Raw genomic sequence first — 13,964 nt, 5'->3', positions numbered from 1 at the left:
GTTATTGTCAGCATGTGACCAAGCTATTGTTAAGAGTTCAGCATATCGCAGTATTTTGAGTGAATGAAATGAAATAACATGCTAGTTTGTAATGAATGCTATTCATAGATGTGTGTGGCAAATTCATTTAACAATAGAGGTCAAGATGGCAGATACTAAAGCAATTCAGCAGCTTGACCTTAATTTGTTAAAAATATTTGAAGCGCTTTATTCTGAACAAAACATGACTTTAGCGTCAAAGTCGTTGTTTATAACGCCATCAGCAGTAAGCCATGCGATAAAACGATTACGTTTAGTGTTAAACGACCCGCTATTTGTACGCCAAGGCCTGCAAATGCAACCGACAGCTGCTTGTCAACGTATGGCTCCGCAACTTATAAGTGCGCTAAATCGAATAAGGCAAATATTGCAGCAATGTGGGGAGTTTGACCCGCTTACTACGGAGCAAACTTTTAAAATAGCCATTCATGAGGCCCTAGAAAGCCAAATAATGCCGACGCTGATTAAGCAAGTTTCGCAGTTAATTCCGCATGCGAAAATAGCCAGTATGTCATTATCTCGGGAAAATATAGCGCGTCAATTAGCCAATGGGGAGGTGGATTTAGCCATTGATGTTGCGCGAGCGGTGAATGCCCCTTTAGCCCATAAAACTCTGTTGTCAGATCCATTTTGTGTGTTGATAGACCGTCGACAACATGCAATGTATTTAGAGCCTAGTACGAAGCTGACTCCAACCGACTATGCCAATGCTGAGCATGTAGCAGTATCGAGCAGGCCCACTGGCCGAGTAATGGAAGATATTTTGTTACAACAACAAGGTATTAATCGGCACATTAAATACCGATGCCAGAGTTACCAAACAGCCGCGAAAATTGTCATAGGGTCGCCTTTTATGTTGACCTTACCGCGTTCTTTAGCGGAGCAATTTACACATCCAGATTTACATGTGTGCACAATGCCATTTGAACTACCGGACATTGATACCCATTTATATTGGCACATGAATACTGAGACCGATCCCGCTTTTGTGTGGTTAAGAGCACAAATTGAGATGGTTATTGTTGCGAAGTAATCATCTTTATTGCGGAATAGAAACGCTATTGAGCAGAAATATCGATTGGCATATCGAACCAGATCAAGCTGCATTATTACGATAGATGCAGCATGGAGTAATTAAGGGTCCCTTTTTAGCCATTATAATAAAGTCTACTATATTTGTCGGTTGCGAAGCACTATCGTGAACAACTCATCAACAAAACACAGCAGTGATAAAACAGTCCTGTTACTGAGTCTATTTTATACTATAACTAACATTGCTGAGTTCGTGTCAGTTTTCATCTCATAACCATTTTAATAATAATCATAATGTCATGGTGCCTGTATGAACCCAATTAATATGTTTTTTCGTAAAACGACAATTGCAAACCGTTTATTAGGAATGTTGGCATTAGCAATCATTGCTACTGTTATCGTTTTCTGGTTTTCATTAACACGAGTTGAAAACGTGTTAATTAATGAGAAAGAAGCCAAACTGAATGCTTTGGTCGACATCGCTACCACCATCGCGGATAAATATTATCAAGATGCTCAGTCTGGAAGCCTGAGCGAAGATGAGGCTAAAGTCATGGCTTTGGCGGCAATTGATAAATTACGCTATTCAGGCAATGAGTATTATTTCAGTATTGATACTCAAGGGACGATGATCCAACATGCTTTTGCTAAGCAATTAGTCAATACCAAGGTATTAGCAATGCAAGATCCAAATGGCGTTAAGCTGTTTGAACAAATGATCCAACGTACCGAACAGCAGGATTCAGCACGAGTAGATTACATGTGGAACAAACCACAACAGGAACAACCCAGTCCAAAAATGTCAGTGGTCAAGCGTTTTAGGCCCTGGGGATGGATTATCGGGACGGGTATCTATGTCGATGATATTCAAAATGATAAAAATCAATTTATTACGCAATACTTATTGTTATTGGCTCTGGTTTGGCTGCCTGTCATCTTATTGCTGTTTTTTATCATTCGCAGTATTTCAGGGCCGATGATTGAAACCATTAGCGCGTTTAAAAATATTGCCAAGGGCGAGGGGGACTTGACCTTACGTTTGTCTGAAGAGGGTAATGATGAACTCAAACAAATCGCACATCATTTCAATGCTTTTATTGATAAAATCCAGAAAGTCATTATATCTGTCAGCCACTCGGTTGATGAGTCGAGTCGCTTAGCACAAAATATGTCGACGATTGCACAGCAGGCCAATCAAATCTCATCTAACGTACAAGCCGAAACTGAGAATGTGGCAACCGCGATAAATGAAATGTCGATGACCGCATCAGAAGTGGCTTCTAATGCGCAACTGGCAGCAGACAGTACCCACCATGCTGATAAAGAGGCAGACAAATCTGCTAACGTTGTTGATAATGCGATGAAAAAAATATCTGAATTATCCAGTGAATTAGCCGCGACAGAAGAGGTTGCTAAAGGCTTACAAGTAAGTTCAAGTAAGATTGGTCAAATTCTGGATGTGATTGTGGGAATAGCAGATCAAACTAATTTGTTAGCGTTGAATGCTGCCATCGAAGCAGCTAGAGCGGGAGAAGCTGGTCGAGGTTTTGCTGTTGTTGCTGATGAAGTTCGAACGCTTGCTAGCCGAACTCAAGCTTCAACAAGTGAAATTAATCTTATCATCGACGCAATCAGAAGTGCCATTGACAGTGTTAATGCTTCTGTTGCTAGGGCTAAAGTCAAATCATCTGAAACGGTCAATGAAACTCAACAAGTTGTAGTTGCGCTTGAAAATATTAAGTCTTCAATTGAGCAAATATCGCAAATGAATGTTCAAATCGCAGCAGCCACAGAAGAGCAAAGCACTGTTATTGGCGAACTGAATATGAATATTACTCGCATCAATGACATGTCGTTAGAAAATCGAGCTCAGAATGAGCTCATTAACAAAGGCAGTATGGATATAGAACAAGGTGCTATTCAGTTACATCAACTTGTAGACCAATTTAAAGTAAAATAACCCGCCGTTAGTCAGGTTGGTTCTATAAGCCTGACTAGCTTCCGTTCGAGATAATGAATGATGCCCAAACAGCTCTTTATCTCACAGACTCTATAACTTACTATCGATGGTGTTTTCACTTGAAATAGCCATGTTATTGATATAGTAACTGATTGATGAAAAAATCATTATGAGTTAAATACATCGCAAGTTTGCGATAGCAGACTTGAAATAAATCCATTTTAGCGATTTATTTCACCTGTTCACTCAAGCTGAGGTTACTTATTCTCTCAGAAATAGATTGAATTATTTCAGCAGTACTAGTGTGATATTTGCACCATAATGTTGATGACATCTTGATATGAGATATTGTACTGGCGTGAGAGGTTAATTATCTTAGTTTTATAAGTTTGAATATGCTCTTGTTTAAGCAGGTTTACTTGTTTCTGCTCAACAATAGTATTGACCGTGTCTTGCAAGATTAATAAACGGCGCAAACTGAAATCCAACGAGTCAATATACGCTGTCATTTGCTGCTTATTACGGGCATTTTCAAGGTTTGTGGTAGTGCGTTGTTCGAAGTCTAACTCATCAAACGCATCCATCATTTTCTGTAAATTTAAATCTTCACTCATAAGTATGATTTTTTACGTTATTTTTATAAATTATATTCATTTTTATTGAATAAGTCACTCTTTAACTTGATTTGTGGGTATGTTGATATACTAAGTTAACGGTACTTTTTGAGTGTAATAATATATCGTTAACAATACTTGTTGAATATACTCATTCTCGGTAACCTAAGATTTTGATCTACAAGGAGGAGTCATGTTAGATCTATTGCCAGACTTATTTGATCACTACCCTGAACAATTGACGTTGTTGTCAAATCCATGGAAAGCATTCGGCGCAAAATCGATATTCTATGGTGAAGTCGTGACCGTTAAATGTTTTGAAGACAATTCAAAAGTAAAATCTGAATTAGCTAAAAAGGGTCACGGTAAAGTATTGGTTGTTGACGGAGGTGGCTCAACAAGACGTGCATTGCTTGGCGACATGATAGCCTTAAGTGCATGTGACAATGGTTGGGAAGGTATTATCATTAATGGTTGTATTCGTGACGCTGGAACCATTAACACCATGTTAATTGGTGTGCAAGCTTTAGGCGCTAATCCCATTAAAACTGACAAAAAAGGCGTAGGAGAGGTCAATGTCACAATTGAGATTGCTGGCATCAGTATTTCTCCTGGAATGATGATCTACGCAGATTTAAATGGTGTTGCTGTCAGTAGGCAGGCACTGGATTTAGCTATTTTAACTTAAAATAGCGACAGACAAGGAAGCAAAAATGAAACTAATAAAGTGGTTGTTAGCAATAGTGCTAACGTTAGTGATAGGTGTAACTGTCTACCTCACAATGTTTTTCGATTTAAATAATTTTAAACCGCAAATTGTCGATGCGGTAAAAAAACAAACTGGCCGTGATTTACAAATCAGCCAAGATTTAAGTTGGAGCGTGTTTCCATCTTTAGGCATCAAGCTTGGGGGCATTTCGTTATCGAACCCAAATGGGTTTACCCCAGCTTCGATGCTTGATGTTAATGAGGCCGTGGCTAATGTGGCGTTGATGCCATTATTTAGCCAACAAATTGAAGTTGATTTATTAAAGCTTGATGGCTTAACACTCAACTTAGTCACTCAAAAAGACGGTAAGACCAGTTTTGATGGTTTGACTGCTGAAACATCGGCAGAAAAACCACAATCAACCTCAAGCAATTCAGAAGCGATGTCTTTACAGACCTTAGATATTGGCGGCATTGAACTTACCAATACGAATATCAATATTATTGATATGGCCAGCAATACCACTCAAACCTTCAGTCTAAAAAGTTTTACTTTAGGACAGTTCAGCCTAGGACAATTCGCTGATTTTGCTTACGAGTTTTCAGCGACACTGCCTGATATGCAGTTAGCGTCATCTGGGCAAGGCAACGTTAAAGTCGACCAAGCATTGCAGAATGTCACGATTAATGATTTTGACATGGTGCATAAAGCCCAAGGCGATAGCTTGCCAGGCAAAGCGATTACCGCAGAGCTGAGTACACAAATGACGATGGCATTAGATGCCAAAACCATTGAGCTGCAATTGACTAAAATGTCAGCTATGGACTTAGCTGCCACTGGCGATATTAAGATTAATTATGGTAATAGCATTCCTAAAATTGCGATGAATCTTGATGTTGGCGATATTGATGTCGATGCATTACTGCCAAAGCAAGAAGGCGATGCGAAAGAAACTGAGGCAACATCTGAAGCTGCGTCAACTCAAGAACCTGATTTATCGGCATTAAAGAGTATAGATTTAACTCTAAACTTAACCGCTAAATCAATTAAAGTCAGTAATATGTTAACGCAAAATTGGCAAATGAAAATGGCCATTAATAAAGGTGTATTAACGTTATCGTCGCTGACAGCCGATTTATATGAAGGTAAGCTAGCACTTAGCGCTAAGCTTGATGGTCGTAAAGCGGTACCAACTTATGTGTTTGATAAAAAGTTAACTGGTGTGCAAATTCGTCCGTTATTAATCGATGCTGCTGAAGTGGATTTACTTTCTGGAACAGCGAGTTTTGAAGTTAAAGGCAGCGGTGCCAGTTTGATTGCTGATAATCTAAAAAACAATCTTAATGCAGTGGGTCAGTTTGAAGTAGCAGATGGCTCGTTGTATGGGGTTAACATTCCACAGATGATCCGTAGCGCGCAGCAAAAATTGAAAGGTGATTTATCGGCAGATAAGAAAGAAGAGCTGAAAACCGATTTTACCAGTTTGACCGGTAGTTTCACGATGAAAGATGCTGTTGTGACTAACCCTGATTTAGCGATGGCTTCACCGTTAATTCGGTTAAATGGTAAAGGCACAGCAAACATTGCCACCGAAGCGTTGGATTACACCTTAACAACCAGTGTCGTTGGGTCGTTATCAGGACAAGGCGAAGCTGCTGATGAGTCACTGAAAGGTATCGACATTCCGTTAACTATCAAAGGTACATTCCAAGAGCCTAAGTTTGGCATTGATACCAAAGCGTTATTGGAAGGCCAATTTAAAGATGAGGCTGATAAAGCTAAAGAAAAGCTAAAAGAAGGATTGTTTAAGAAGCTTGGAATTTAAATCATCCATTAATGACAAGGGCTGTAGGTGCTTCGATATGAATAATACTACAGCCTTATTCAAAGCGGCTTTGTTATTGCTATACGGTTTGCAGTTAACTAACCTCAACTCGGTGTAAGAAGTGGGATATGTGAGTCGAAATGACAATATTTAGCCTATTTTATATCAAACTTGTCATTTGTTTTGCTAACAAGGCGCATTGGTACGTCAATAGCTAACCTATTGCAAGTCAATGCAACACAGTTAGCGAGACAAAGGACTGTTTTATAACCGTTTATTATCCCATGTCGAGGTTATCTAGGTTAAAAATGTACAGTAATAACAGCATGGTTAGCCTAATCAAATTATTGAACACTGTGAACCAGTGGATTTATTAATGCGAATGTTATGCCATAAAAAAACGGACAAGTGTTCACTTGTCCGTTTTTTTATGATTGAAATTAACTGAGTGTTTAACTCATACCAATAGCTATTTTAGCCTTTGTTCATTAATTGTGCCTTATTGGCAAAGCTAACTAGCTATTGGTCATAATCAATTTCAGTATCTGTCCTGGTTGGATCAATTTACTGTTTTGTAAACTGTTCCATTCGATTAACTCTGCAACGGTAACCTTATATTTAAGTGCTATACGCGCTAAAGAGTCACCTGATTGTACGCGATAGCTAACCGTTTTATCATTGCTTGCAGTGAGAGAGGCGACTTCATTAGGAAAAATAACTAATGATTTGCCAATGGCTAACGTGGATTGTTTTTTAAGATTATTCCACTTCATTAGTTGTGCGACGGTCACTTGCTGTGACTGCGCTATCTTCCATAATGAATCACCAGATTTAATGGTATAAGCTTGCTTGTTCGAGCTTGATTTAACCACTGTTCTACGCGCGAGTACTTGGTCTGCGGTCATGGTGACGAGATCGGGATCTTTTGCCGCAACAGGAATAATTAAAAAACGACCAGCAACAATATTGTTGCCTTTAATACCGTTACTGCTTCTTATTAATGTTGCAGTGGTCTCAAATTGGTCGGCAATTTCACTGATGCTATCACCAGATTTAATTTTATACCGAACCCAGTTAATACGGGAGTTTGGTTCAATAGTGGCTAATGCTCGTTTAAAGGAAGCCGCTTTTTCACTAGGTACAATCAATTGATGTGGACCTTGTGGGGCGGTTGCCCAGCGCTTTAAACCTGGATTAATCGCTTTTAAATCATTTATGTCAATTTGAGCCAAATCAGCAGCTAAGTTAATGTCGAGTTGGCTTTCAATATTGACTACCTCTATCTGAGGTGAATTATCAATAGGGATTAAATTGATACCGTACTTGTCTGCATGTTTAATGACATCGGCCAATGCTAATAACTGAGGCACATAATGAGCTGTTTCCCGAGGCAGCGATAGTGACCAGAAATCTGTCGATTTTCCACGGGCCTGGTTATGTTTTATTGCATTGAATATTCGGCCTTCACCTGAGTTATAAGCGGCAATGGTATATAACCAATTGTGATCCATTTTGGCGTAGAGGTATTCCATTAAATCTAAAGCAGCTTTTGTCGATGAGGCAACATCACGGCGTCCGTCATACCACCAATTTGTCTTTACACCGAACGACATGGCCGTTGGCGCGGTTAATTGCCATAACCCCGAGGCATCACTTGGTGAATAGGCGAGTGGGTCAAAGCCACTTTCAACAATAGGTAACAATGCTAGCTCTAAAGGTAAATTGCGCTTTTTTAACTGTTCGACAATGTAATACAGATATGGCTGAGCACGTTGAGTCACGATTTCTAAATGCGTAGGATTCTCGATGTACCATTGGCGGTATTGAGCCACTAAAGCATTATCGACAACAGGAAAGCGCATTTGATTGCCGATCATGAGCCATAAATCGTTAACTTCAGCAACTTGTTCTTCAATTTGATCAAGGGTTACGGTCGCTGATTTTTTGTTTTTAGCGTTAGCTGTAACAGTGTGGGTTGTACTATCAGAACTTGGCTCTGCAGTATGGAGTGTCTGGCACCCCGTTATAGCCAGCATACTGCCAGCTATAATAATCAAGTTTGCTTTCATTTGAAGATACACTTCCTCAAGTTCTCAGGGCGTTAAAAAAAGGGCGAACATACCAAATGCCTATGAGACTCTTTTGGTCATGCTTTAGTTCAGTTTGGCATTGTAGATTAAATTATTTGGCATGTCTTATTAAAGTGTTTTCATGTTAATCTAAAATTGATTTTTCCATTCCCTTAACAATGTAAATGTCTGAATATCATCTATATTTGTTATTTTGTATTCTGTTGATATTGCGACTTGAGTCTCATTTAGATGACAACGTAGGAACGGGTTTATGGCTTTTTCTGTCGCGATTGTGCTAGGTATCGTTGGTATGTTTTGTGAGCGTAATTGTCCAACTTTGTGGGCATAATCAATCAACTGTGAATTATTTGGTGTGACATGTAAGGCGAAATCGACATTGGATTGTGTGTATTCATGAGCACAAAAGACTTGGGTTTGGTCGGGTAAGTTTGCCAGCATAGTTAACGATTGCAGCATTTGTGTCGGTGTGCCTTCGAATAAACGTCCACATCCGCCACTGAATAAGGTATCACCACAAAATAATTTATCATCAATATAATAGGCAATATGACCTAAAGTATGCCCAGGAACTGCCATCACTTGGGTAAGCCCTAAATGAGGTATCTCAATATTTATATCCGATGAAACGGTTAAAGGATGGGTTAAACCATCGATAGGTTCGTTACTCGGACCATAAACAATAAGACGGTTGTTGAAGTGCTGCTGCAGTTGTTTTATACCGCCAGTATGGTCGCTGTGATGATGAGTAATGAGTATGCCGACTAAATTAAGTTCTGTTGTAGCTAGGTAATCGATAACACTTTGGCCGCAGCCAGGGTCAACTACATAAGCATCAAGGCTACTTGTTTGATGAATTAACCAGAGGTAGTTGTCATTAAAAGCTGGAATGGTATGAACGTTAAGCATAATCTGACTCGAGTGATGATTGACTATCTGTTAGGGTAACGGATATCGTTAAATAATTTCAAGTGAAGTTATCCTGAAAGTATCAATGATGGTTAGCTGAACATTAAATGAGCTATGGTAAAGTTGATGGGTTGAGAGAATATGACATTTTTGCAAAGTAATCGTTGGCGGGCTCCATGTTAAAACCCCTTATTTGGCAAGATTTACCTTTTGGTGAATTATTGCAAGCTGAGATTGAAGCAAAATTAGCCCCATGGTGGCCGCGAATATTTGGCTATCATTTACTTAAAGCAGGGGCGTTAAGTAGCCAGTTAAACAGTTTACATTGCAGCATAGCACGGCATTTTTCTGTTTATGATGGTGCAGATGCGAGTATTCAAGCCGATCCGCATCATTTACCTGTACAACAAAGTGCCATTGATGCGGTGTTAAGTTGTTTTCTTTTAGAATTTGAATCAGACCCTTATCAAATTTTACGAGAGTTCGACAGAGTGCTCATTAGCAGTGGTTATATTTTTATTGTTGGTTTTAATCCCATCAGTTCGGCTTTTATAGGCAAAATATTGCCTAAATATCAAACTCAGTTACCTTGGAACGGGCAGTTTTTTATGCCATCAAGAGTTAAAGATTGGCTTGGGTTATTGGGATATAAAGTACTAGCAGATGAACGGTTAATGTACCATTCGCTATTAGGGCACCGGGGAGTCAACACGCCTAATCAACCGAGCAAACCTCAACAAGCACCATTGTGGCAAAAAAGTATCGCCAACTGGCTACCTAGTACTGGCAGTGTTTACTTAATCGTGGCTCGAAAAATGACGACTCCACTTACACCGATTAAAGATAAGTCGAAGGTCAAAGCGCCTAACTGGTCAACGGCGCCATCGGCAGGTCGTACCGGGTTAACTCACACTCCGAGTATTGAGACCCAGACATTAAACAATTCAAAATCATAAAAAGTAACCTCAACTCGGTTTAAGAGATGAGGTCCGTAAGCCAAAATCAGAAGAGTTGAGCTATTTCATAGCAAAATATTACTTTTGTTACCAGGGCTGATTGAAGCGGTAATATCTAGCTTATTGCATGTCAATGCACCCCGTTAGCGTAGCAAAGGACTTTTTGATAACCAGTGATTATCCCGAGCTAGAGTTAAATAGCGATGACCTCACTATTCTGGGTTATAACCGGTATCAGCTTGTCGAGGCTTAGCTTCAGCCGCTTTGCGTGCTAATACATCACAACGTTCATTTTCAATGTGGCCGGCATGGCCTTTTACCCAGTGCCAGTCGATCTTGTGTAATTGACTTACCGCATCTAGACGCTTCCATAAATCGACATTTTTAACTGGTTGTTTAGTTGAGGTTATCCAGCCCTTTTTCTTCCAACCATGGATCCAAGTCATAATACCTTGGCGCATATACTGGCTATCGCTGGTTAAAATAATATTACAGGGTTCGTATAAGGTTTCTAACGCGATAATTGGGGCTAAAAGTTCCATACGATTATTGGTTGTTAATGAGAATCCATCGGCGATTTCATGTTGCTGATGTTTATATTTCATTACCACGCCATAACCGCCAGGTCCTGGATTTCCTAAGCAAGAGCCATCAGTAAAAATATACAGCTGTTTGAGTTCGGCCATCAAGTTGTTACCATAGCGAAATATTCGCGCCAGTATACTCAATTTATACAAAGGCGAGGGCTGAATGAGTAAAAAATATGAACATTATTTCTAGTGCAAGTCGTCAAGTGATCCTCGATACCGAAACTACCGGTATGAACCAAGCGGGTGGACCGATTTATGTGGGCCATCGCATTATTGAAATTGGTTGTGTTGAAGTGATTAATCGTCGCTTAACAGGTCGAACGTATCACCAATATATTAATCCTGGTCAAGCGATTGATGAAGAGGCAATTCAAGTTCACGGTATTACCAATGACCGTGTTGCCAACGAACCGCGTTTTCATCAAATAGCCAAAGATTTTATCGATTTTATCGATGGCGCTGAAATTGTCGCTCATAACGCCAACTTCGACGTGAGCTTTATGGACCATGAGTTTTCAAAACTCAATCCAATTGGGCCTAAAACCAAAGAGATTTGCAGTATTCTCGACAGTTTGGCCATTGCAAAACGTCTGCATCCAGGACAAAAAAATAACTTAGATGCGTTGTGTCGACGTTACGGTATCGATAATGGCCGCCGTACTTATCACGGCGCATTACTCGATGCGGAAATTCTTGCTGATGTTTACTTAATCATGACAGGTGGACAAATTAAGTTTAACTTGTCTAATGAAAAAGCGGGTCAAGAAGGTGGCGGAATTAAAAATATCGATCCGGCGGCGTTTAATCTTAAAGTCGTTGGTGCATCAGCCGATGAAATACTATTACACGAACAACGACTTGATCTCATTGCGAAGTCAGGTAAATGTCTCTGGAGAGGGTAAACCAACCTTTATGAGTGCCACTCGCGCCGGTTATCTTGCTATTTCATGTTTATTGTTGCTGAGTCTTATCTTTGCTTGGCAACCTAATGCCCAAGCTGCAATGGTCAATGCATCGCAAGCAGCAGAACTTAAAAATCGTTTTCGAATCGATTATATGGTTGATCATTTAACGTTAGTTATCCAACGAAGCTATGGTTCTGCGCCTGTCGTGGTGATTTTACCTGATGGCAGCAAATGGTACTCAAATCGTCATCCTCAAACGGTAAAATGGGTAGATGGTATTGCTGCCGATATGATTTATATCGAAAAACCGATGCCAGGGCCTTGGCAGTTATTAGGCAGTGTGGTTGAAGGATCGACAATACAAAAAATCTCTGCATTAGACATTGCTGTGCAACCATTACCGCAACCACTTTATCAGGGTGAAAGGTTAAAAGTTACAGCAAGACTCTTGGGTGATAATTTAACCATGAGAATGCCGGGTTTGGAGTATATGGTCGAATGGACTGCACGTTTTACCAGTGCGCATCTTCCAACTGACGACAATTTCGCAACGGGAACCATTATTGTTGGTGCTTATAAAGACAATGGTGAATTGTTGGACGAAACACCTGACGATGGCATCTTTACCGGAAGCCATAATTTACAACAACCTACCGGTCATTATGTACTCAATGTCACTGCACGAAATAATGTCTTTGAGCGTGAATATGTGATGCCGTTTGAGCTCTTGCCACAACCAATCAAAGTCAAAATGGTACCCAATAGCGATCCATTAAAAGGCATATGGCAGATACAGTTAACGGTTGATGAATCTGTGGTGAAATTAGCAGAAACTCATTTTGAGTTTGACTTAGTCGGCCCTGCTGGGTTGTTGCTGCCTATTACCTTGCAAACCATGACCAGTGCAGATCAAATTCTATACTTACCTAAAGTGACTGAGTTTGGCAGTTATCGTGTTAAAGGCAGTGTGGTTTCTACTACGGTTGATGGCCGAGAAATTGTGCTCAATTTACCTGAAATGTTTTTTAATTTAGTAGAGCCTCCAGCTCCAGTCCCAACAGTTGAAGAACTTGCTGAAAAAGCGGCCATTCAAGCAGAAATTGAAGAGAAAGTCGCTAAAGACGATGCGATGTTCTGGATTATTACCATTAATGGCATACTTTTTTTCGTTGGTATTATTGGTTTGGTGATATGGCGTAAAAAACAAACGCTGGCAAAGGCGATGGCTGCGGCGGAAGAAAGGTTAAAGCAAAATCCAGTGAATGAAGATAAACCTAAAGACAGTATTCTAGAAAGCGTCGACTTAGATGATATTGATTTGAGTATGCCAGATGATAAAAACTAAGCCACTGAAGTGAGTGGTTTTTGTACTAAAACTTGATAATTGTACATTTTTTAACTAAATGAGCGAAAACAATTAAAAAACTGTTGACGATTAATTATCACAACTTTATTATTCATCGCACTTGTGTGGAGCGGTAGTTCAGTTGGTTAGAATACCGGCCTGTCACGCCGGGGGTCGCGGGTTCGAGTCCCGTCCGCTCCGCCATTCAAGTGACTGTTTACACTTAATAAAACAGATAATTTTTATACTATTGTTAGTTTTATTAAGTGTATGCAAACCGTTTTGGAGCGGTAGTTCAGTTGGTTAGAATACCGGCCTGTCACGCCGGGGGTCGCGGGTTCGAGTCCCGTCCGCTCCGCCAAATAAGATGAAAGCCTCTACAGAAATGTAGGGGCTTTTTTCTGTTCAAAAATCAACAGAATGTGTTATTCAGCCTAGAATGCAATATCTGCTAGATTATCAAATGTCAGTGCATTAATGTTATTCCATCGCAGATCAATAGAAACCGGCCTGTCACGCCGGAGGTCGCGGGTTCACTGTTTCAACATCAGCGTCCGCTCCGCCAAATAAGAAAAAAGCCTCTACAGAAATGTAGGGGCTTTTTTCTTATGAAAAATTACCAGAATTGGTGATTCAGCCTAGGATGCAATACCTGCTAGATTATCAAATGTCAGTGCATTAATGTTATTCCATCGCAGATTAATAGAAACCGGCCTGTCACGCCGGGGGTCGCGGGTTCACTGTTTCAACATCAGCGTCCGCTCAGCCAAATAAGAAAAAGCCTCTACAGTAATGTAGGGGCTTTTTTCTTATGAAAAATCAAAAGATTTGGTGTTTTTACTTAGCCAGAAATCAGCCATATGAGCTAATGTTAGTGTATTTATGTAATTCCATCGCAGAACAATAGAAATCGGCCTGTCACGCCGGAGGTAACTGGTTCACCATTTCAACATCAGCGTCCGCTCAGCCAAATAGGAAAAAGCCTCTACT

General features: G+C 40.1%; 11 protein-coding genes and 2 tRNA genes. 9 read left to right on the top strand and 4 right to left on the bottom strand.

From position 1 onward, the window contains the following. Positions 1–145: 145 nt before the first annotated feature. Together H5125_RS06085 and H5125_RS06080 are read left to right on the top strand one after the other, a co-directional pair. Complete coding sequence (locus H5125_RS06085) at positions 146–1,072, top strand: LysR family transcriptional regulator (RefSeq protein WP_174839640.1); 927 nt, start codon at positions 146–148, stop codon at positions 1,070–1,072. Between the two features lie 309 nt (positions 1,073–1,381). Continuing rightward, positions 1,382–3,031, top strand: a complete 1,650-nt coding sequence (locus tag H5125_RS06080) for a methyl-accepting chemotaxis protein (RefSeq protein ID WP_182743768.1) — start codon at positions 1,382–1,384, stop codon at positions 3,029–3,031. A gap of 299 nt (positions 3,032–3,330) precedes the next feature. On the opposite strand, the gene H5125_RS06075 is transcribed toward H5125_RS06080, so the two are convergent. Then, on the bottom strand, positions 3,331–3,645 hold the full coding sequence (locus tag H5125_RS06075) for a hypothetical protein (protein ID WP_101086997.1): 315 nt from the start codon (positions 3,643–3,645) through the stop codon (positions 3,331–3,333). A 193-nt stretch (positions 3,646–3,838) separates the two neighbouring features. Between H5125_RS06075 and H5125_RS06070 the strand changes: the two genes are divergently transcribed. Together H5125_RS06070 and H5125_RS06065 are read left to right on the top strand one after the other, a co-directional pair. After that, positions 3,839–4,333 carry a putative 4-hydroxy-4-methyl-2-oxoglutarate aldolase gene (locus H5125_RS06070; RefSeq protein ID WP_101086998.1) on the top strand — a complete coding sequence of 165 codons (495 nt, stop codon included), beginning with the start codon at positions 3,839–3,841 and terminating at the stop codon, positions 4,331–4,333. Between the two features lie 25 nt (positions 4,334–4,358). Beyond that, positions 4,359–6,179 (top strand): AsmA family protein, encoded by a 1,821-nt coding sequence (locus H5125_RS06065; protein WP_182743767.1) that lies wholly within the window; start codon positions 4,359–4,361, stop codon positions 6,177–6,179. 515 nt (positions 6,180–6,694) lie between these two features. Here the strand turns inward: H5125_RS06065 and H5125_RS06060 are convergent. Both H5125_RS06060 and gloB read right to left on the bottom strand, forming a co-directional pair. Further along, positions 6,695–8,248, bottom strand: coding sequence for a LysM peptidoglycan-binding domain-containing protein (locus tag H5125_RS06060; protein ID WP_162023271.1), 1,554 nt, complete (start codon positions 8,246–8,248; stop codon positions 6,695–6,697). Positions 8,249–8,398: 150 nt separating this feature from the next. Continuing rightward, a complete protein-coding gene (gloB, locus tag H5125_RS06055; RefSeq protein ID WP_162023270.1) occupies positions 8,399–9,178 on the bottom strand; it encodes a hydroxyacylglutathione hydrolase in 780 nt (259 codons plus the stop codon). A gap of 176 nt (positions 9,179–9,354) precedes the next feature. On the opposite strand from gloB, the gene H5125_RS06050 reads away from it, so the two are divergent. Beyond that, positions 9,355–10,134, top strand: coding sequence for a methyltransferase domain-containing protein (locus H5125_RS06050; RefSeq protein ID WP_182743766.1), 780 nt, complete (start codon positions 9,355–9,357; stop codon positions 10,132–10,134). A 212-nt stretch (positions 10,135–10,346) separates the two neighbouring features. Here H5125_RS06050 and rnhA read toward each other — a convergent pair whose 3' ends face one another. After that, positions 10,347–10,820 carry a ribonuclease HI gene (rnhA, locus tag H5125_RS06045; RefSeq protein ID WP_101087003.1) on the bottom strand — a complete coding sequence of 158 codons (474 nt, stop codon included), beginning with the start codon at positions 10,818–10,820 and terminating at the stop codon, positions 10,347–10,349. Between the two features lie 77 nt (positions 10,821–10,897). Here rnhA and dnaQ point away from each other — a divergent pair, with 77 nt between their 5' ends. The 4 genes from dnaQ to H5125_RS06025 all read left to right on the top strand — a co-directional run bounded on the left by dnaQ (position 10,898) and on the right by H5125_RS06025 (position 13,335). Then, positions 10,898–11,626 carry a DNA polymerase III subunit epsilon gene (gene dnaQ, locus H5125_RS06040; protein WP_101087004.1) on the top strand — a complete coding sequence of 243 codons (729 nt, stop codon included), beginning with the start codon at positions 10,898–10,900 and terminating at the stop codon, positions 11,624–11,626. Positions 11,627–11,636: 10 nt separating this feature from the next. Continuing rightward, a complete protein-coding gene (locus H5125_RS06035) occupies positions 11,637–12,974 on the top strand; it encodes a TIGR03503 family protein (protein ID WP_182743765.1) in 1,338 nt (445 codons plus the stop codon). A 127-nt stretch (positions 12,975–13,101) separates the two neighbouring features. After that, positions 13,102–13,178 (top strand) — tRNA-Asp (locus H5125_RS06030). An 80-nt stretch (positions 13,179–13,258) separates the two neighbouring features. Further along, positions 13,259–13,335, top strand: a tRNA-Asp gene (locus H5125_RS06025). Positions 13,336–13,964: the final 629 nt, after the last annotated feature.

It is taken from the genome of Shewanella sp. SR44-4 (genome assembly GCF_014163715.1).
Classification (GTDB): Bacteria; Pseudomonadota; Gammaproteobacteria; order Enterobacterales; family Shewanellaceae; genus Shewanella.
Note: the sequence above shows the minus strand (reverse complement) of the source record. Positions and strands in the feature narration are given on the sequence as shown.

Bases quoted from the DNA above. Each gene is read 5' to 3' on its own strand.
- H5125_RS06085 (WP_174839640.1), top strand. From the start codon at position 146: ATGGCAGATACTAAAGCAATTCAGCAGCTTGACCTTAATTTGTTAAAA.
- H5125_RS06080 (WP_182743768.1), top strand. From the start codon at position 1,382: ATGAACCCAATTAATATGTTTTTTCGTAAAACGACAATTGCAAACCGT.
- H5125_RS06075 (WP_101086997.1), bottom strand. From the start codon at position 3,645: ATGAGTGAAGATTTAAATTTACAGAAAATGATGGATGCGTTTGATGAG.
- H5125_RS06070 (WP_101086998.1), top strand. From the start codon at position 3,839: ATGTTAGATCTATTGCCAGACTTATTTGATCACTACCCTGAACAATTG.
- H5125_RS06065 (WP_182743767.1), top strand. From the start codon at position 4,359: ATGAAACTAATAAAGTGGTTGTTAGCAATAGTGCTAACGTTAGTGATA.
- H5125_RS06060 (WP_162023271.1), bottom strand. From the start codon at position 8,248: ATGAAAGCAAACTTGATTATTATAGCTGGCAGTATGCTGGCTATAACG.
- gloB (WP_162023270.1), bottom strand. From the start codon at position 9,178: ATGCTTAACGTTCATACCATTCCAGCTTTTAATGACAACTACCTCTGG.
- H5125_RS06050 (WP_182743766.1), top strand. From the start codon at position 9,355: ATGTTAAAACCCCTTATTTGGCAAGATTTACCTTTTGGTGAATTATTG.
- rnhA (WP_101087003.1), bottom strand. From the start codon at position 10,820: ATGGCCGAACTCAAACAGCTGTATATTTTTACTGATGGCTCTTGCTTA.
- dnaQ (WP_101087004.1), top strand. From the start codon at position 10,898: ATGAACATTATTTCTAGTGCAAGTCGTCAAGTGATCCTCGATACCGAA.
- H5125_RS06035 (WP_182743765.1), top strand. From the start codon at position 11,637: ATGAGTGCCACTCGCGCCGGTTATCTTGCTATTTCATGTTTATTGTTG.